The 18,901-nt window shown below is 64.8% G+C and carries 12 protein-coding genes and 10 pseudogenes; 10 read left to right on the forward strand and 12 right to left on the reverse strand.

Annotated features, from left to right (window positions below; genetic code table 11):
- Positions 1-186 precede the first annotated feature (186 nt).
- Positions 187-901 (forward strand): annotated as a pseudogene (locus tag OG435_RS32725) (IS6 family transposase).
- A 58-nt stretch (positions 902-959) separates the two neighbouring features.
- On the opposite strand, the pseudogene OG435_RS32730 reads toward OG435_RS32725, so the two are convergent.
- Both OG435_RS32730 and OG435_RS32735 read right to left on the reverse strand, forming a co-directional pair.
- Positions 960-1,595 (reverse strand): annotated as a pseudogene (locus OG435_RS32730) (IS6 family transposase); the annotation flags it as partial.
- A gap of 33 nt (positions 1,596-1,628) precedes the next feature.
- A complete protein-coding gene (locus OG435_RS32735) occupies positions 1,629-2,606 on the reverse strand; it encodes a hypothetical protein (RefSeq protein ID WP_266886584.1) in 978 nt (325 codons plus the stop codon).
- 63 nt (positions 2,607-2,669) lie between these two features.
- On the opposite strand from OG435_RS32735, the pseudogene OG435_RS32740 reads away from it, so the two are divergent.
- Positions 2,670-3,392 (forward strand): annotated as a pseudogene (locus OG435_RS32740) (IS3 family transposase); the annotation flags it as partial.
- A 64-nt stretch (positions 3,393-3,456) separates the two neighbouring features.
- Entirely contained in the window at positions 3,457-4,614 is a 1,158-nt protein-coding gene (locus OG435_RS32745; RefSeq protein WP_266882427.1) for an IS30 family transposase, read from the forward strand.
- Between the two features lie 190 nt (positions 4,615-4,804).
- On the opposite strand, the gene OG435_RS32750 is transcribed toward OG435_RS32745, so the two are convergent.
- Positions 4,805-5,524 (reverse strand): IS6 family transposase, encoded by a 720-nt coding sequence (locus OG435_RS32750; protein WP_266882428.1) that lies wholly within the window; start codon positions 5,522-5,524, stop codon positions 4,805-4,807.
- A 389-nt stretch (positions 5,525-5,913) separates the two neighbouring features.
- Here OG435_RS32750 and OG435_RS32755 point away from each other — a divergent pair, with 389 nt between their 5' ends.
- From OG435_RS32755 to OG435_RS32770, 4 genes and pseudogenes are all read left to right on the forward strand, one after another.
- Positions 5,914-7,128 (forward strand): hypothetical protein, encoded by a 1,215-nt coding sequence (locus OG435_RS32755; RefSeq protein WP_266882429.1) that lies wholly within the window; start codon positions 5,914-5,916, stop codon positions 7,126-7,128.
- Between the two features lie 405 nt (positions 7,129-7,533).
- Positions 7,534-7,650 (forward strand): annotated as a pseudogene (locus OG435_RS32760) (IS6 family transposase); the annotation flags it as partial.
- Between the two features lie 5 nt (positions 7,651-7,655).
- Positions 7,656-8,836 (forward strand): annotated as a pseudogene (locus OG435_RS32765) (IS256 family transposase).
- A 46-nt stretch (positions 8,837-8,882) separates the two neighbouring features.
- The gene (locus OG435_RS32770) at positions 8,883-9,242 is read left to right on the forward strand and encodes an IS30 family transposase (protein ID WP_266882430.1); all 360 of its coding nucleotides are present in this window, start codon (positions 8,883-8,885) and stop codon (positions 9,240-9,242) included.
- Between the two features lie 45 nt (positions 9,243-9,287).
- On the opposite strand, the pseudogene OG435_RS32775 reads toward OG435_RS32770, so the two are convergent.
- Positions 9,288-9,590: pseudogene (locus OG435_RS32775) on the reverse strand (transposase); the annotation flags it as partial.
- A gap of 163 nt (positions 9,591-9,753) precedes the next feature.
- On the opposite strand from OG435_RS32775, the gene OG435_RS32780 reads away from it, so the two are divergent.
- The 3 genes and pseudogenes from OG435_RS32780 to OG435_RS32790 form a co-directional block, all read left to right on the forward strand.
- The gene (locus OG435_RS32780; protein ID WP_266882432.1) at positions 9,754-10,989 is read left to right on the forward strand and encodes an MFS transporter; all 1,236 of its coding nucleotides are present in this window, start codon (positions 9,754-9,756) and stop codon (positions 10,987-10,989) included.
- A 523-nt stretch (positions 10,990-11,512) separates the two neighbouring features.
- On the forward strand, positions 11,513-11,818 hold the full coding sequence (locus OG435_RS32785; protein ID WP_266882433.1) for a transposase: 306 nt from the start codon (positions 11,513-11,515) through the stop codon (positions 11,816-11,818).
- Positions 11,819-11,853: 35 nt separating this feature from the next.
- Positions 11,854-12,732: pseudogene (locus OG435_RS32790) on the forward strand (IS3 family transposase); the annotation flags it as partial.
- 630 nt (positions 12,733-13,362) lie between these two features.
- Here OG435_RS32790 and OG435_RS32795 read toward each other — a convergent pair.
- The 8 genes and pseudogenes from OG435_RS32795 to OG435_RS32835 form a co-directional block, all read right to left on the reverse strand.
- The gene (locus OG435_RS32795; protein ID WP_266882434.1) at positions 13,363-14,082 is read right to left on the reverse strand and encodes an IS6 family transposase; all 720 of its coding nucleotides are present in this window, start codon (positions 14,080-14,082) and stop codon (positions 13,363-13,365) included.
- Positions 14,083-14,121: 39 nt separating this feature from the next.
- The gene (locus tag OG435_RS32800) at positions 14,122-14,682 is read right to left on the reverse strand and encodes a hypothetical protein (RefSeq protein ID WP_266882435.1); all 561 of its coding nucleotides are present in this window, start codon (positions 14,680-14,682) and stop codon (positions 14,122-14,124) included.
- A gap of 116 nt (positions 14,683-14,798) precedes the next feature.
- Positions 14,799-15,677: pseudogene (locus OG435_RS32805) on the reverse strand (IS3 family transposase); the annotation flags it as partial.
- A 35-nt stretch (positions 15,678-15,712) separates the two neighbouring features.
- Positions 15,713-16,018, reverse strand: a complete 306-nt coding sequence (locus OG435_RS32810; RefSeq protein WP_266882433.1) for a transposase — start codon at positions 16,016-16,018, stop codon at positions 15,713-15,715.
- A 53-nt stretch (positions 16,019-16,071) separates the two neighbouring features.
- Positions 16,072-17,104 (reverse strand): annotated as a pseudogene (locus OG435_RS50770) (IS630 family transposase).
- Positions 17,105-17,162: 58 nt separating this feature from the next.
- Positions 17,163-17,594 (reverse strand): hypothetical protein, encoded by a 432-nt coding sequence (locus OG435_RS32825; RefSeq protein ID WP_266882437.1) that lies wholly within the window; start codon positions 17,592-17,594, stop codon positions 17,163-17,165.
- 22 nt (positions 17,595-17,616) lie between these two features.
- Positions 17,617-18,309, reverse strand: a complete 693-nt coding sequence (locus tag OG435_RS32830; protein WP_266882438.1) for a hypothetical protein — start codon at positions 18,307-18,309, stop codon at positions 17,617-17,619.
- 315 nt (positions 18,310-18,624) lie between these two features.
- A pseudogene (locus OG435_RS32835) lies at positions 18,625-18,897 on the reverse strand (hypothetical protein); the annotation flags it as partial.
- Between the last annotated feature and the right edge of the window lie 4 nt (positions 18,898-18,901).

Below are 18,901 nucleotides of genomic sequence, written 5' to 3' on the forward strand. Positions count from 1 at the left end.
GGTGCCGGTGGGGCCGGAAGTGGGGTGAGATCCGGGTGAGATGCCGCTGAACGCGGCCAGGAACCGTTGGGCTGCGCCGACGGAACGGAACCCCTTCATCGCGCGTTCCGGCGTTGTCAGGTTGAGTGGGGGTGTCGCTCGGTGGGATGATCATCTGTCTGGTCGGGGTTGCTGGAGGGGCTGCTCGTGGAGACGGTGTCGTACCGGGGTTTCCGCTTCCCGCCGGAGATCATCAGCCACTGCGTGTGGCTGTACCACCGCTTCGGTCTGAGTCTGCGTGAGGTCGAGGAGCTGATGCTCGAGCGGGGCGTCGAGGTGTCTCTACGAGACGGTCCACCAGTGGACCCGCCGGTTCGGCCCCGCCTACGCCGGCGCGCTGCGCCGGCGCCGCCCGCAGCCGGGCGACAAATGGCACCTGGACGAGGTCTTCGTCAAGATCAACAAGGTGCAGAAGTACTTGTGGCGTGCCGTCGACCAGGACGGGAACGTCCTCGACATCCTGCTGCAGAACCGCCGCGACGAGGCCGCGGCCAGGCGTTTCCTCCGGAAACTGATGAAGAAGACCCGCTCGGTGCCCAGAGTGATCATCACCGACAAGCTCCGCTCCTACGGAGCCGCCCACCGCATGGTGATGCCCTCGGTGGACCACCGCTCCCACAAGGGACTCAACAACCGGGCCGAGAACTCACATCAGCCGACGAGGCAGCGGGAACGCGCGATGAAGGGGTTCCGTTCCGTCGGCGCAGCCCAACGGTTCCTGGCCGCGTTCAGCGGCATCTCACCCCACTTCAGACCCCGACGCCACCTCCTCACCGCCACCGGCTACCGCACCGAAATGATCACCCGCTTCGCCATCTGGGACCAGATCACCGCCACCGCAGGCCTGCCCGCGGCCACCTGAAACAGACACCACTACCACGGCCAGACACGTCCCTGACGCACCACGAACGATGCCTGCCGAGAATCGACTCAACCTGACAACGCCGTTGCGCCCCACCCGGGCTGCGGAACCCTTTCATCGCGCGTTCCCGCTGCCTCGTTGGCTGGTGGGAGTTCTCGGCCCGGTTGTTCAAGCCCTTGTGGGCACGGTGCTCCACGGAGGGCATCACTTCCCGGTGCGCTGCCCCGTACGACCTCAGCTTGTCGGTCACGACCACCCGGGGTACCTGCCCGGTGGAGGTGAGGAGCCGACGGAAGAAACGCCTGGCCGCAGCCTTGTCACGCCGGCTCTGGACCAGGATGTCCAGGACGTTTCCGTCGGCATCGACGGCCCGCCACAAGTACTTCTGCTTCCCGCCGATCTTGATGAACACCTCGTCGAGATGCCACTTGTCGCCGGGCTGCGGGCGCCTGCGGCGCAGCGCGTTGGCATAGGCCTGGCCGAACTTCAGGCACCAGCGGCGGACCGTCTCATAGGAGACGACCACGCCCTGCTCGAGCATCATCTCCTCCACCTCGCGGAAGCTGAGGGGGAAGCGGAAGTACAGCCACACACAGTGCGCAATGATCTCCACCGGGTAACGGTGATTCGCATACGACGGCGTGCTGGACGACACGAACCCCACCCCTCGCCGGACGGACAACCCGAAGATCATCCCACCCTGCCCCGACAACGTGACAAGGCCTTCTTAGATACTCAGGGCGTAGTCATCCACCAGGCACGTCAGCGCGTCGTCGCCTATCGCCTTCCCCGGACCGATAGCTTCCCTGAGGAGCGCTGCGCGTACCGGCGGGCATGTTCGGGAAGCGTTCATAAACGCGACGAGTTCCTTGAATTTGCTGAGACTCAAGAGTCTGTCAACGTGCTGCAGAAGCACTGCGGAAAGAATTGCGGATCCGTCAATATCACGCGCCATCAGAGTCTCACGACCAAGGGCTGCGAGACTTGCCATGGCCTGTTCACCTGAGGCCTCCAGAAAACACCATGAGATCTTTTCATAGGCCCTGAGAACGTCGAACTCGCGCAGCATTGATGCGTCGGCGGCGTTCTTTTGATGCATCTCGGACAAAGCCTTGAGATAGTCGGTCACGAACAGACTGCGGAGCCGGGTCGCCTCTTTAGAATAAGGGCTGGACCACGTGTTCTCCATACCTGCGATGTTCCAATTCGTCCGCGCGTCGTTCGCGTTTTCGAGGTCGGCACAGACCAAGAGATGGAACGGGCCGCTGAGCCTACCCAGAAGGCCGGTGCAGGAGTGCGGATCGGGAAATGCGCACGCGCCTGTGCAGAGCTTCTCCCCCTCGCTAGCCATAACAAGCCAGCGGTGGGCGCTGTCTGGATCATGTAGAACATCGAAGACCCTCCCGAATTCATCCTCAGTGAGTGGCGAGAATGAAAGATTCGGGACTATGAATGCTTCGTCGACCGGGCCCATTCTGGCCAAATCAACCGTTCGACCTGTCATGGGCTTCGGAAATATCTCAAGGCCTTGGTGTGCATGCCCCCGCGAGATGTCCTGCAATACCTTGAGGGCCGCAATCCCAGCCATAGTCTCCCCGACCCGGGCGTAGAGATGCAAGGACTCAGGGGGGCTTTTTGCGACATGCGTATAGTCGTTAGTGGTGTACCCTGCATGGCCAATGACTACGTGCAAAGTGATCTCCATGGTGAGTGGTTCTGGAGACGCAAGACTATAGAGGAGCCCATTCCACACGCTTCCCTTACAGCTAGGATTTCGGGACACATGCGTGGGGCGTCGGCAGGGCTAATTCATAGTCGTGTTGATCTCTCGGAGTCCGGCGGCGATGTTGTGGTGGCCGGCGTCGCGGCAGGGCGGGGCATCGTCGGCTTCCACCTGCGCAAGAAGGTCCGCACCACCCTCCCCGAGCCGTCGGCGACACCGGTTCCCGACCTGCTGCGGCGCGACTTCACCGCGCAGGCGCCGAACACGAAGTACGTGGGCGACATAACCTATCTCCCCGTCGGGAACGGCCGATTCCTGTATCTGGCAACGGTGTGGGACCTGTCATCGAAACGCCTGGCGGGCTGGTCGATCGCCGACCACATGCGCACCGAGCTGGTCACCGACGCGCTGAAGGCCGCGGCGGCGGCCCGGGGCGCCGGCGGCCTGCTCGGAGCGATCTTCCACAGCGATAACGGGGCGCAGTACGTCTCGAAGGAGTTCGCCCAGGTCTGCACCGACCTCGGCGTGGTCAGATCGCGCGGCGCGGTGGGCACAAGCGCGGACAACGCCGCCGCCGAATCGTTCAACGCGACCATGAAACGCGAGACCCTCCAGGGCAGGAAACGCTGGTCAGGAGCCCGCGATGCCCGTCTCGCGGTCTTCCGGTGGGCCACCCGCTACAACACCAGAAGAAGGCACTCCAGCATCGGCCAGATCAGCCCGAACGCCTTCGAACAACAATCAGCTACGCTGACCGCCGCCGCATGACAACCGGTGTCCACGATCTTGGGTCAGGGCCCATGGCGTAGTCGCTGGTCACAGGAGGGTCCGTATGCAGGGCAGGCATGGTCATCTGAGCCGGGAGCAGAAGCGGCTGGCGCTGAGGTTGCATGCGAAGGGGTGGCGGCTGGTCGATATCGCCCGTGAGGTCGGCTGCAGTGCGCCGATGGTCGGGATCATGGCCCGCGACCGTCGTCACCTCGAGGCGAAGCCGTTCGGCTGGGAGCCTCGTTCCGGCCATCTGACGATCGACGAGCGCGAGCACATCCTGCTCGCCGTCAACCGAGGTGACAGTCTCACAGCCATCGCCAGGCATCTGGGGCGGGCCGTGTCCACCGTCAGCCGGGAGGTCAATCGGGGCGGGGGCCGAGCCGGCTACTCCGCGTGGCGCGCGCATGAACGGGCCCGGGAGCAGGCGCGACGTCCCAAGCCGTTCAAGCTCGCCGCGGGCCGGCTGCTCACGGAGGTCGCCAGGAGGCTCGAGGAGCTATGGTCACCGCAGGAGATCGCTGCGCGTCTGCGGCTGGAACATCCCGGCGACCCGGAGATGCAAGTGAGTCACGAGACGGTCTACCGGTCGCTGTTCGTGCAGGGCCGGGGCGAGCTGCGCCGCGAGCTGGCACGCTGCCTGCGTTCTGGACGAACGACCCGCAAAACCCGGGGAACGACTGACGGCCGGGGACGGATCCCCGGTATGACGATGATCAGCGAACGTCCCGCCGAGGCCGAGGACCGGGCAGTGCCAGGGCACTGGGAAGGTGACCTGATCCTCGGTGAGGGCAGCCGCAGTGCCGTCGGTACGCTCGTCGAGCGCTCCACCCGTATGACCCTGCTGCTGCACCTGCCGGACGGCAAGAGCGCCGAACAGGTCGAAGCTGCCATGCGAAAGGCCATCACCGCACTGCCGACATCACTGGCCCGGACGGTCACCTGGGACCAGGGCGCCGAGATGGCCAGGCATGCCGAGTTCACAACGGCCACCGGGATCCCGATCTACTTCTGCGATCCCCACTCACCCTGGCAACGCGGCAGCAACGCGAACACAAACGGACTCCTGCGCCAGTACCTGCCCAAGGGCAGCGACCTGAGCGCCGTCAGCCGCGATGAGCTCACCGCGATCCAGGACAGCCTCAACAACCGCCCCCGCAAGACACTCGGCTATCTGACACCATCAGAGAAGTTCACAGAACTCCTTGCGGCCACCGGTTGAATCCGCCCATCCTCAAGGCCGCGGCGAGTTTCTTCGCGGCCGAGCTCGACCGGCCACACCTGCGCTCGTAGCGTTCATCGACGAGCACCGGGACCGCTTCGGCGGTGTCGAGCCGATCTGCCGCGGGTGCTGTCACGTTGTCGGTGGTGTGATCTCTGGGGGCGTGAGGAAGCCGTCGGCGGCTGGTTGTTCAGGCCGCGGCGGGCATGCCGGCGGCGCCGGTGATCTGGTTCCAGATGGTGAAGCGGACGGTCATTTCGAGGCGGTGGCGGCGGGCGGTGATGAGGTGGCGTCCGGTCCGGAAGTGGGGCGAGATCCCGGTGAACGCGGACACGAACCGCTGCGCCCCGCCGACGCTGCGGAAGCCTTTCATCGCGCGTTCGCGCTGCCGGGTGGGCTGGTGGGAGTTCTCGGCCCGGTTGGTCAACTCCTTGTGGGAGCGGTGCTCCACCGACGGCATCACCTCACGATGCGCTGCCCCGTACGAGGCGAGCTTGTCGGTGACGACCACCCGGGGCACCTGCCCGGTGGAGGTGAGGAGCCGGCGGAAGAAACGCCTGGCCGCAGCCTTGTCACGACGGCTCTGCACCAGGATGCCCAGGACGTTGCCGTCGGCGTCCACGGCTCGCCACAAGTGCTTCTGCACCGCGCCGATTTTGATGAAGACCTCGTCGAGGTGCCATTTATCGCGGGTCTGTGGCCGCCTGCGGCGCAGGCTGTTGGCGTAGACCTGGCCGAACTTCCGACACCAGCGGCGGACCGTCTCGTAGGAGACGATCACGCCCCGCTCGAGCATCATCTCCTCCACCTCGCGTAAGGAGAGCGGGAAGCGGAAGTACAGCCACACGCAGTGCGCGATGATCTCGGCCGGGTACCGGTGATTCTTGTACGACGGCACCACAGACGACACGGTCGAGCCCCTCCCCGGACACGGACACAGACAACCCGAAGATCATCCCAGACCGCCGGACAAGGTGACAGCGCCCCTCGGACTGCCCCTGACCTGCAACGCAGCATGATCCACCCGACTATGAATTAGCCCTGCCGTCCCGAGGTGCGAAAACGACTGCTTGCCCTCACTTCTGCCCATACGGGATGGCGCTCCCGGGTGTCAGAGCCATAGGACGGGGGAAGGCGCCATCGGGGCCGATCGGGACAAGCCGAAGCCAGACAAGAGGAACCATGGAACAACACTTTGCACGCGCAGCTCTGAAGTCGCTTGAAGGCGCAGATGAATACAAGTCGATTTCACAAGGAATCGTCGCCCGAATCACAAGGAATGGGGGGAGCGAGTGCACTTTGATCGACCAGATCACCGAAGATGCGGTCCTTGAGGCTGTTTTCCCCACCTATACCTCCGGGAGTTTCGGGTGGCTTAATTCTGTAGAGTACAGCCAATTCTGCCAGCTGCGGACCTCTGATTCAGCCACACCTGAAGTGATCGCAGCGTTTTTCGGCGGTGTTCTGACGCGATGGGACTCACGGGCGGCGCACGAGGCGGTTGCAAACACGGGGAATCACCCCGAGGTGACCGAAAAAGGGGTGCAAATTCCTCTTGAATCGACCTCGGCTCAGAGCCTGAAAAGGAAGCATGAGGACCTGGGCGCTGCAACGGGAAGCGAGAATACGGGCAAAAGGGCCAAGGATGCGCATTCGGGTGAGCTGACGGATGACAAGTTCTCCGAAATGTGCGCAAAAATAAAGGACATGATTCGCGGGTCGGTCGACCCGTTCCTGCGCAGGGGTGCGTGGCCGGAATCATTGATTGAGCCCAAGGGGCGCATCCAGGCGGCAGTTATGAAGATGATCCCTCTCCTGCCGAGGGGTGCGGATGCGCGAGACGCCATTAAAGCGGAGGCAGAGGAGTTGGGGAAGGCCGGCATCTCCTTCGCCAAGGCCTACGAAATTCTCCCCGAGGTGAAGGAGGGTAGCGTCGAATGGAAGGCGAACAAGGGGCTCCATGCCCTGTTTGAAAAGAATGTGGATCTCGGAGGTCTCTCCATGATTGCCGTCCTCGGAGGGCCCGCCGAATCCTCGGCAATAGAGAAGAGGTCCGTTGTGGTGACGGAGAGCGAGAAACGGAACTGGGCCAGCTTCAAGCAGTCCTGCGAGAGTGCAGCCAAGGAGGGTGCGCCGCAGCTGAACATTCTACTCACAAAGCAGGCCGAGTGGCCACCGAATGGGAGCATCCCCAGCACGCTGGAAACATTGAAAACCCGCCTTCGGGTTGCCGTCAAGCAGCTGTGTGATATTGCAAACGGAAAATCCGACAATATCAACCTCAGCGCTGATGCTGCAGAAATCGAAGCTGCAGCTCGCAGTTTCCTTGCCGAATATGACAACACCGTTGTCCATCCCGAAGGCGACGCAATCGTAATCCATGAGGCGGTTCGAAGTCTTGTTGTAGTCTCGTCGGCCTCTGGGAATTCCGTGATTGACCTCTATCGGTATATTTCAGGAAATTACTCCGGTAATGTCGCAGACGTAGGGGTGGATTGCGTCGCCGTGGTTTGACCCCAGGGCTGATTTTCGCCCCGATCCGCCAACCTGGTGTCGGGTGGGATTTTCGCGCGACGCCGCGGCAGCGCCAGGCTGCGAAGCACCGGTTTCGTGACAGCGCCCGACAAGGCCGAACGCCGCCCTGTGTCGGTACAGCAAGACCAGGCACCACGTTCGTGTCAGCGAGCACATCACACCTGAAGACTCCGCCGACGGAAGCCGGAGGACCTCTCCCTCAGTCGGGATGCCGGCGTCAGCCGTATGCCGGATAACCGCCCACCGTCGCGGGGTGGTGGCAAGGAAGGCCCCTACTGGGCTTGGGATGCGGTGTCGTCGAGGGGCTGGTGGGATGGCACTGTCACATTGTCGGTGACCGTCTGGGATGATCTTCGGGTTGTCCGTCCGGGGAGGGGCTCGACCATGTCGTCTGGGGTGCCGTCGTACAAGAATCACCGCTACCCGGCGGAGATCATCGCGCACTGCGCGTGGCTGTACTTCCGTTTCCCGCTCTCCTACCGCGAGGTCGAGGAGATGATGACGCGATGGCCTTGTCCCAGCATGACTTACTTCGCCTGATGGAGTCACTGCGCACCGCGGACGGAATCGAGTTGATCAGGGTTCTGGCCCAGAGGTTTCTGCAGGAGCTCATCGAGGCCGAGGCCACTGCCCACATCGGCGCCGAGCCCGGCGAGCACACCACAACCCGCACGACGATGAGCAACGGTCATCGGGAGAAGGTCCTGACCACGCAGGCCGGGGACCTGGACCTGGCGATCCCCAAGGTCCGCACCGGTTCCTTCTTCCCCAGCCTGTTCGAGCGCCGGCGTATCGACCAGGCTCTCTACGCCGTCATCATGGAGGCATAAGCCCTGGGCAGCGACACCGGGATCTCCAAATCCGAGGTCTCCAGGATCTGCGGTGATCTCGACGAGGAGCTCGGCGTATTCCGCACCGCCCTCGGGATCACACCCGCTTCCCCTACATCTACCTGGACGCGACATACTGCAAGGCCCGGGTGAATCACCAGATCGTCTCCCAGGCCGTGGTCATCGCCACCGGCATGAACGAGGACGGCGGCCGCGAAGTCCTCGGACTCATGGTCGGCGACAGCGAGACCGAGGTCTTCTGGAGCGAATTCCTGCGCTCGCTGCGCGAGCGAGGGCTGACCGGGGTCCGCCTGGTCATCGCCGACCACCACTTGGGCCTGGTCAAGGCCGTCCGCAAGGTCATGCTCGGCGCCGCCTACCAGTGATGCCGCGTTCATTTCCTGCGCAACGTCTTCGCGGTGATCCCCAAGGACTCCGCCGAGATGATCGCCGCAACGATCCGCACGATCTTCGCCCAACCCACCGCCGAGGCGGTCCGCACCCAGCTCGACACCGTCGTCGACCTGCTCGGACGACAGTTCCCCAAGGTCAGGGCGATGCTCCTGGAAGCCAAGACCGACCTGACCGCTTTCGCCGACTTCCCCGAGCGACATTGGAAGAAGATCCAGTCGACCAACCCCCTGGAACGGGTCAACCGCGAGATCAAGCGCCGCACCGACGTCGTCCAGATCTTCCCCAACCCCGACGCCCTCGAACGCCTCACCACCGCCGTCCTCATCGAAATGCACGACGAAGGGATCGCCTTCCCCCGCTGCTACCTCCCCGAAGGCAGCATGGACAAGATCTACCCCAACGAAGATCAACCCCACACGGCTACACCACTCCAGGGGACATGACCAGGTCGCGACACTCGTCGACCGAAAGACCCGGTTCCTCCACGTCGTGAAGCTCGCCAGCCGCCACACTGCCGTCGTCGTTCCCGCTCTGGCCGAGGCCTACGCACGTATGGATTCCCGCCTGCACGGCACGCTGACCTGGGACCGTGGCATGGAACTGGCAGCCCACAAGCGTCTGAGCGCCGAGGCGGGCATCGACGTGTTCTTCGCGGCACCACGGAGCCCCTGGCAGCGAGGCACCAACGAGAACACCAACAAGTTGCTGCGTCAGTACCTGCCGAAGGGGACGAACCTGTCGATCTTCAGTCAGGACGATCTCGACGCCATCGCGGCGAAGCTCAACAACCGTCCTCGCAAGTGCCTGGGATTCCGCACGCCAGCCGAGAGCGTTGCCTCGACCGGTTGAATCTAAGGTCCCGGTGCTCGTCGGTGAACGCTACGAGCGTGTGCGTGGCCGGTCGAGCTCGGCCGCGAAGAAACTCGCCGCGGCCTTCAGGATCTCGTTGGCCCGCTTGAGCTCGGCATTCTCCCGCTTCAGAGCCTTCATCACGGCGGACTCCTCCGTCGTGGTGCCTGCCCGCAGGCCGCCGTCGACCCCTGCCTGGCGGACCCACTTGCGCAGCGTCTCCGCGCCCACGTCCAGCTTGGCGCCAACCGAACGGATCTCCTCGAACTCGGTCTTGTACTGATCACGCGTCTCGAGCACCAGGCACGTGGCCCGGTCCCGCACGTCCTTCGGGTATGGCTTTCGCATAACGAACTCGACCCTTCCAAATGATCGAGCCTCGGTCAAACCCGGAGCGATTCAAATGGGGAGAGGCGGGGCCCGCCCGAAAAGCGTGCGCCCGATGTTGCCACCACAATGAACATGTGTCCGACTTTGGCCCCCCCCAAGCGACGCATCAGAGGAGGATCCGATGCCCGCTCAGAACACCCCTCCAGGCTCAAGGCCCCCGACCTCTGGCGGATTGCCCGGCTGGCTAACCATCCTGTTGGCCACAGCCTGCGGGCTGACCGTGGCCAACCTCTACTATGCTCAGCCGCTGCTGGACATCCTTCGCGACGCGTTCGACCTCCCGGTGTCGACCGCAGGCGTCCTGATCACCGTCACCCAGCTCGGCTACGCCCTGGGCATGCTCCTACTCGTTCCGCTAGGTGACACCGTCGAGAACGCCCGGCTCGTACAGGTCCTGCTAGCAATCACCGCGGTCGGCATGGCCGCCGGCGGGCTGGCCCCCACTTTCGCGGTCCTGGTCGTGGCCGCCGCGATCGCGAGCGCGACATCGGTGGTGGCCCAGGTCCTGGTCCCCTACGCAGCCGACCTCGCCCCGGACCACATGCGCGGGGCCGTCGTGGGACGCGTGATGAGCGGACTACTGGCTGGCATTCTCCTATCACGCACGGTAGGCAGCTTCATTGCCGAAATCGCCGGCTGGCGCGCCGTCTACCTGATCTCCGCAGTACTCATGGCTGGTCTCGCCGTCGTCCTGCGACTGGCGCTTCCCCGCCATCCCCCGACCAGCAGCCAGTCCTACGCCGCACTTCTCCGCTCCACTGCACAGCTGGTACGCACCCACCCCCAGTTGCGACGGCGCTCCTTCTACCACGCATGTGTCTTCGCCGGCTTCAGTGCCTTCTGGTCGACCATCGCATACGTACTGACGAGTTCGCCGTTCAACTACTCCCTACTGGGCGTGGGCATCTTTGCCCTCGTAGGAGCAGCTGGCGCGCTCGTGGCACCATTCGCCGGACGCCTGGCCGACAAGGGCTATGTCCGCCGGCTGACTCCGGTCGCCTGCCTCCTCACCGCCACCAGCCTCGTATGGGCCGGGTTCTCGGGGCACCAGATCATCATGCTGGCCATGGCCGCGATCCTGCTGGACACCGCTGTCCAATGCTCCCTCATCTTCGGCCAGCACACCATCTACCTACTCGACTCCAGCGCACGCGCCCGAATCACCAGCGTATACATCGCCGCCTTCTTCGTCGGCGGTGCCATCGGCTCCCAAGTCGGGACCTACGCCTACCACCTGGGCGGCTGGTTCCCTCTGACCCTTACGGCAGCAGCCTTCCCGGCGCTGGCGGCTTTGGTGTCATTCACCGAAAGGCTACCTCGCACCCCGGCCCGTCAATCGAATGTAGACGCCCCGTAGTCGGGCCTGCCGTCGAACGGTGACGGACACGCCGACGGAGCCCTCTATGGGCACTGTCACGTTAACGATGCATGGCATGGGCGCGTCAGTAGATCTTTCGGTGGGCGCCCCGGAGCGCATCGTCAGGCGAGAATTCTCCGTGGCGGATACGTTGGAAACGCCCAGATTTTCTGACGTGGTCACGCCAATTTCAATAACGTGACAGCGCCCACCCCCGGCCCGGCCCCACCACACCCTGACCCACCATCAAACGATCATGCTGGCGACAACGTGACAATGCCCAGTCGGGTCAAGTCCAGGCTGCCCGCCTGTCGCGTCGGTACCGATCCCGCGGCGGGTCGATGCTATTCATGATCCCCTACAGCGCCGATCCAACAGGGAGTGATCTCATGAGACTAGGATTCCCGCGTGGCTGCGTGCGCCACCGCCGCACTGTGCGCAGCCGGAGCCCTTTGAAGTTCCCCCTCTGAGCTGGACAGCCTGATACTGGGACGGACAGTCCCGGAGGAAGCAGTCCCAGGTAGTGAGCAAGAAGAGCAACACGAGCAAGCGGTACACGGCCGAGTTCAAGCGCGACGCGGTGGCCCTGGTGCACTCGTCGGGCAAGACGGTCACCGAGGTCGCCCGGGAGATTGGCGTGAGCCCCGAGGGACTGCGTAACTGGGTCAACCAGGACAAGACCGACCGCGGCCAGGGGCCGACGGGCGCGCTGACCACGGCCGAGCGCGAGGAGCTGGCGCGCCTGCGCCGCAAGGTCCGCGAGATGGAACAGACCATCGAGGTACTGGGAAAAGCGACCGCCTTCTTCGCGAACCGCAAGACGAAGTAGACGCAGCCACGCGCTACGCGTTCGTCGACGCGGAGAAGGCCGGCCCCGAACGCCCTGACGGCTACAGTGTCTCGCTGTTGTGCCGGGCCCTGGAGATCTCCCGCTCCGGCTACTACGCCTACCTCGCCGCCCGTCCGGCCGCCGCCGTCACAGCGCGCGAGGAGGACGAGCTGGTGGCCGAGATCCGGCAGGTCCACGAGGAATCCCGTCGTGCCTACGGCGCCCCGAGGATCACCGCGGCCCTGCGCCGAAAGGGCCGGAGGGTCAACCGGAAGAAGGTCGAGCGGCTGATGCGCGAGCACGACATCCGCGGGATTACCCGCCGCAAGCGCCGAAACCTCACCAAGGCAGACCGCAGGGCGGCACCCTCCCCGGACCTGGTCGGACGCGACTTCACCGCGGCTGAGCCGGGCACGAAGCTGGTCTCGGACATCACGTACCTGCCGACGCTCGCCGGCTGGTGGTATCTGGCGACCGTCATCGACCTGGCCACTCGCGAGGTGATCGGGTACGCGATGGCCGACCACCACCGCGCCGAGCTCGTCACCGGCGCCCTGAAAATGGCCGCCGGCCGCGGCGCCCTCAAGCCGGGCTGCATCGCCCACTCGGACCGCGGATCTGAATACACATCAGGCGAATACCGCACGCTCATATGGGAGTTGAACCTGAGACAGAGCATGGGCAGAACGGGCTCATGTTACGATAACGCCGCAGCCGAAAGCTTTTTCGGATTGCTGAAAGCGGAGATCGGGACCACCGTCTGGGAGTCCCACGAGGCGGCCCGCGCCGACGTCTTCCGCTTCATCGAGGTCGAATACAACCGCACGCGGCTGCGCAAGCACCCCGTGTATGGCTACGTCACCCCACTCGAAACCAGAGCGCTGGCGACCCACGACCTCACCCCCGCAGCGTAACCACCCGCTGTCCAGGTTCAGGGGGGAACTTCACTTTCAGGAAGCGCTCTAGCTGACGATGGACTTGATGGCCGCGGCCACGCGGTGATCTTCAACAGCGGCGCGAACAGCACCATCAACAACGCCGGACGGGATCTCGCCATCGGGGGGCGGCGTTGCAGGGGTTGGGCACTCCCTCGGCCTCGTGCGGGGCGTCAGTCCGGACTTCTTCATCCACAACAACACCCTCATCAGCCTGCACGTGAGGTGCACGACGACGGGGTGTGGTGACGCAATCTCCATCGCGCCGGGAGCGTCACAGGACTTTGAAGATGCCACCCCAGGCACCGTCTACAGCGTGTACGCCTCGAGCACGGCAGGGGATGCCCTCGGCCGCTTCACATGGAACAGTCAGCAACCAGAGTGCGACACCAGCGCGCTGCCGCTGGCCTGTGCTGTCTCTACGGGCCCGGCACCCACCGTTACGTTCTCACCTCGCACCTGACACACTCGCGGCTGTCGAAATGGCGTTGTCACGTTGTCGGCGGCGTGATCGTTTGATGGTGTGTCAGGGTGGCGCCGTCACGTTGTCGGTGGTGTGATCGTTTGATTGTGCGTCAGGTTGTGCGGGGGCCGTCGGCGGCCCGCTGCTCAGGCTGTGGCGGGCATGCCGGTGGCATCGGTGATCTGGTCCCAGATGGTGAACCTGACGGTCATCTCGAAGCGGTGGCGGCCGGCGGTCACCAGGTGCCGGTGGGGATGGAAGTGGGGTGAGATCCCGGTGAACGCGGACAGGAACCGCTGCGCTCCGCCGGAGCTGCGGAAGCCTTTCATTGCGCGTTCACGCTGCCGGGTGGGTTGGTGGGAGTTCTCCGCCCGGTTGTTCAATCCTTTGTGGGAACGGCGTTCCACCGAGGGCATCACCTCGCGATGTGCGGCCCCGTAGGACTTCAGCTTGTCGGTGACGACCACCCGGGGCACCTGCCCGGTGGAGGTAAGGAGCCGGCGGAAGAAACGCCTGGCCGCAGCCTTGTCACGACGGCTCTGCACCAGGATGTCCAGGACGTTGCCGTCACGGTCGACGGCCCGCCACAAGTACTTCGACGCCCCGGTGATCTTGATGAAGACCTCGTCCAGATGCCATTTATCGCCAGGCTGCGGGCGTCGCCGGCGCAACGCGTTCGCGTACGTCTGGCCGAACTTCAAACACCAGCGCCGGATGGTCTCGTAGGAGACGATCACCCCGCGCTCGAGCATCATCTCCTCGACTTCACGGAAGCTGAGGGGGAAGCGGAAGTACAGCCACACACAGTGCGAAATGATCTCGGCCGGGTACCGGTGATTCTTGTACAACGGCACCACAAACGACACGGTCGAGCCCCTCCCCAGACACAGACAACCCGAAGATCATCACAGACCGCCACCGACAACGTGACAAGGCCTGTAGCCGGGCAAGACGGCGAAGAGCATGCGGTCCGCGCACCGGTTGAGGTTCTCCACCTTGCCCTTCAGATGAGGGCTGTAGGCAGGCAGATCCTCGAACTTGGTATCCAGATCGGTGAAGGCGGCCAGGACCGTCTTCGACAGGAAGTCCCGGCCTCGGACGACCCGCACACGCTCGGGTATGCCACCCGCGGGTCCGTACGGGCCGGCGCGCAGCACCGCGGCACGCAGAGCTGCCAGGATCGAGGCCCGGGACGGATGGCCAGGGGTGACTTCGGTACCCGTGATGGTCTTCGTCGCGACGTCGATGAACCACGTCACCCACGGGCGCACCAGCTCCCCGTCCGCGTCGACTACAAGCGGCGTCTGGACGTGGTCGGCCTCCCAGTTACGGTTCCGCCACTCCGTCGGGCGACGCCCGAACACATCGTGGGCCCGGGCTGCCTCGGGCCCCCGGGCCAGACCCGCGCGCTCGCCTGCGGTCAGGTCACGGCGCACCGCGCGCAGGAACGTCGACAACGACGGCACGGGATCGATTACTGAGGACTTCAGGGTGGGATCGGTGGGTTGATAGCCAGGCCGGTGGCGGTGAGGCAGCCGTCGATCAGGTGTGAAGTTCCCCCCTGAACCTGGACAGCGGGTGGTTACGCTGCGGGGGTGAGGTCGTGGGTCGCCAGCGCTCTGGTTTCGAGTGGGGTGACGTAGCCATACACGGGGTGCTTGCGCAGCCGCGTGCGGTTGTATTCGACCTCGATGAAGCGGAAGACGTCGGCGCGGGCCGCCTCGTGGGACTCCCAGACGGTGGTCCCGATCTCCGCTTTCAGCAATCCGAAAAAGCTTTCGGCTGCGGCGTTATCGTAACATGAGCCCGTTCTGCCCATGCTCTGTCTCAGGTTCAACTCCCATATGAGCGTGCGGTATTCGCCTGATGTGTATTCAGATCCGCGGTCCGAGTGGGCGATACAGCCCGGCTTGAGGGCGCCGCGGCCGGCGGCCATTTTCAGGGCGCCGGTGACGAGCTCGGCGCGGTGGTGGTCGGCCATCGCGTACCCGATCACCTCGCGAGTGGCCAGGTCGATGACGGTCGCCAGATACCACCAGCCGGCGAGCGTCGGCAGGTACGTGATGTCCGAGACCAGCTTCGTGCCCGGCTCAGCCGCGGTGAAGTCGCGTCCGACCAGGTCCGGGGAGGGTGCCGCCCTGCGGTCTGCCTTGGTGAGGTTTCGGCGCTTGCGGCGGGTAATCCCGCGGATGTCGTGCTCGCGCATCAGCCGCTCGACCTTCTTCCGGTTGACCCTCCGGCCCTTTCGGCGCAGGGCCGCGGTGATCCTCGGGGCGCCGTAGGCACGACGGGATTCCTCGTGGACCTGCCGGATCTCGGCCACCAGCTCGTCCTCCTCGCGCGCTGTGACGGCGGCGGCCGGACGGGCGGCGAGGTAGGCGTAGTAGCCGGAGCGGGAGATCTCCAGGGCCCGGCACAACAGCGAGACACTGTAGCCGTCAGGGCGTTCGGGGCCGGCCTTCTCCGCGTCGACGAACGCGTAGCGCGTGGCTGCGTCTACTTCGTCTTGCGGTTCGCGAAGAAGGCGGTCGCTTTTCCCAGTACCTCGATGGTCTGTTCCATCTCGCGGACCTTGCGGCGCAGGCGCGCCAGCTCCTCGCGCTCGGCCGTGGTCAGCGCGCCCGTCGGCCCCTGGCCGCGGTCGGTCTTGTCCTGGTTGACCCAGTTACGCAGTCCCTCGGGGCTCACGCCAATCTCCCGGGCGACCTCGGTGACCGTCTTGCCCGACGAGTGCACCAGGGCCACCGCGTCGCGCTTGAACTCGGCCGTGTACCGCTTGCTCGTGTTGCTCTTCTTGCTCACTACCTGGGACTGCTTCCTCCGGGACTGTCCGTCCCAGTATCAGGCTGTCCAGCTCAGAGGGGGAACTTCAGGTGGGGTCGAAGCTGGATTCTGCGTAACTCGCGGCGAAGTGTGCGGTCGAGGTCGTCGGGGGTGTCGAAGGCGGTGTTGGCCGTGGCTCTGCGCACGAGGGACCAGACGGCTTCGACGGGGTTCAGGTCTGGTGCGTATGCCGGGAGGCGGATGGTTGTGAGCCAGTCGTGTTCGGCCTCGTAGCGCTTCAGCCCGGCGGCCAGGTGGGTGTTGAGGTTGTCCCAGACCACGATGATGGGGCCGCCGAGCTGGCTATGTGCCCTCACCAGCAGGTCGCGGTAGTCCTGCCAGGAGAAACTCTTGCGGGCGCCCTTGAGCAGGAGATGGTTGCGGGGGCGGTGGATGAGACGGCTCTTCTCTCCGGGTTTGTAGCAGCACAGGGCCGCGACCGAGGTCCTGCGGCGGGAGCGTCCGCGGACGCGGATGACAGGGGTGTGTGTCCGCGCCGGCCCCAGGTGCGGGCGCGGGGCGGCGTCATGGAGAATCCGGCCTCGTCCTCGAAGACGATCCAGGCCCCGGACGTCGCCGCGAGGCGTTTGCCTCCGGCCACACCTCCTTCTTCCAGAGCTCGACGGCGTGCTCGTCCCGCTCGAGTGCTCTGCGGGCGGGTGCCTGCCAGGACCAGCCGTGCCGTTTCAGCAGCCGCCACACCGTTGCCACCGACAGGCTCACCCACAGCCGGCGGCGGATCAGCGTCTGAACCCGGACCAGAGTCCAGCGTTCGTCCTCGAAGCCGTGCGCTGAGGGCCCTTTGCCGAGTTCCTCCTCGAGTACGGCGAACTGGGCATCGGTGACGGTCGGGGAGTTGGCCGGGCCCGTCGAGTGCAGGGCCTCGATTCCGCCCTCGCGCCAGGCACGGCGCCAGCGCTCCACGGACCGCACACTCACCCGCAGGTCCTTCGCGATCACGATGGTCTTCTCGCCCGCCGCGAACCGCTCACCGGCCTGAAGCCGGTTCCCCTCACGAAACGCCCGACGCTCAGCGGTCAGGCCCCCACCCTCCGGATACCTCACCCCACCGGCATACCGCAGGGATCATGAACCGTCACCACCCGACGGCAACCCGCAAAGCTCAGTAGATAGCTGCGCACTCGGCGGCGGTTGCGCTGCGTTCGATCCAGGTGGGCGAAGAAGCCTGGGAGGTCGTGGGTTGGGTCCAGGTCCAGGGGACGACCGTGTATGCCTGTGACTTATTGATCCATACCTCCGCCTTCCCGGAGAAGATCTTGAGGGCGGGGGTGATGTAGAGCGTCTCCACCTTGCCGGGCGGCACGTTCACCACGACCTGCTGGGTGAACGTGGTGGTGTCCGTGACGCTCTCCGACCAGGTGTTCTTGATCGTGTTCGTTGCGCTGATCTTGAACCAGTCCGCGGCCGCCACCTCCACCGTGCTGCTGGTCTCCCAGCCGAAATCATGCGAGTGGGTGCTGGAGAGCGTCTTGGTGTACCAGAGGGTCTGAGTCTGCGCAACTGTTCCGCAGTTGATGCCGTGGGTCGCGTACACCTTTGCGCCGGTCCCGAAGGTTTCAGGACTCAGCGGTCTCCTTGCAGTACGCGGTTCCGTTGGAACACGCGATGATCGCTTCCTTTTGGGTCGGCGCGTGCGCAAGACGGACAGAGCTGATCTCGTTGTAGAGGCTCGTTCCAGCCGTGTGGTAGTCGATCGACTGCAGCGATGACATGTTTCCGGTGTAGCCGGGGTGCTGGGCGCCGCCGATGGAGCAACCGTTCATACCGATCTCTGAATTGACCTTGTTGTCGTACAGGCCTCCTGTGGAGCCCGTGGCGTCGACGCGGTTGAGGTCGATGGTGATGGGCTCGGAGGAGATGGACGCGCAGGCGGAGCGGCTGGGGTGGATGAGGATCATGGCGTCGCCGGTGAAGTCGGGATTCTTGAACCACATTCCTATGATCCGAGAGTCCGCGGCTGCGATCTTCTTCACGAGGTCGGGACTCAACCCGCCGCTCGGGAGCGTGTCGGGGACTCCCGCGACCGGGGTGCCACCCAGGACGCTCAGCAGATTCGTTACGGCAGCCTGGAAGGAGGGGAAGCATCTCCGCAGCCCACCGTCCTCGCTGCCGGCGGCCATGAAACAGGTGGGCGTTCCCGTAGCGGCCTGGGCAGGCGCCGGAGCCATGAGTCCGACCGACGCTGCGAGCAGGGCCGCCGACCCCAGGGGTAAGAACTTCAACATCTCACTCTCCACTTCTGTGCGCATACATGGGCCCACAGTCGAGACATTGCAACGGCTGTCTGAATGCTCGACAGGTGCGTGATTCCGTTGCCGCGCGGCATGCGTGCTGCCTACGCGCAAATCGGAACCGGGTGGGGGTTCCTCGCGTTTGGTTCCGTCGAAGCAGCCTTGGAGGGGATTCTGATGGCCACCGCGTGCTACGCAGGATTCTTCCGGGCATCGGTACCTCGGGGGCATCCACCGATCTGGGTCGACCACCCGGCGGTGGTGCACACGATGGATGGCCTAGCCTCGCCGTGGCGTTGTCACGTTGTCGGCGGTGTGATTGTTGATGGTGTGTCAAGCCGTGCGGGGGCCGTGGGTGGCCCGCCGCTCAGGCTGTGGCGGGCGTGCCGGTGGCTTCCAGATGGTGAAGCGGACGGTCATCTCGAGGCGGTGGCGGCCGGCGGTCATGAGGTGGCGGTGGGGCCGGAAGTGGGGTGAGATTCCGGTGAACGCGGACAGGAACCGCTGCGCTCCGCCGGGGCTGCGGAAGCCTTTCATCGCCCGTTCGCGCTGCCGGGTGGGCTGGTGCGAGTTCTCCGCCCGGTTGTTCAGGCCCTTGTGGATCCTGCTG

The organism is Streptomyces sp. NBC_01264 (assembly GCF_026340675.1).
Classification (GTDB): Bacteria; Actinomycetota; Actinomycetes; order Streptomycetales; family Streptomycetaceae; genus Streptomyces.

Bases quoted from the DNA above. Each gene is read 5' to 3' on its own strand.
- OG435_RS32735 (WP_266886584.1), bottom strand. From the start codon at position 2,606: ATGGAGATCACTTTGCACGTAGTCATTGGCCATGCAGGGTACACCACT.
- OG435_RS32745 (WP_266882427.1), top strand. From the start codon at position 3,457: ATGCAGGGCAGGCATGGTCATCTGAGCCGGGAGCAGAAGCGGCTGGCG.
- OG435_RS32780 (WP_266882432.1), top strand. From the start codon at position 9,754: ATGCCCGCTCAGAACACCCCTCCAGGCTCAAGGCCCCCGACCTCTGGC.
- OG435_RS32830 (WP_266882438.1), bottom strand. From the start codon at position 18,309: ATGCGCACAGAAGTGGAGAGTGAGATGTTGAAGTTCTTACCCCTGGGG.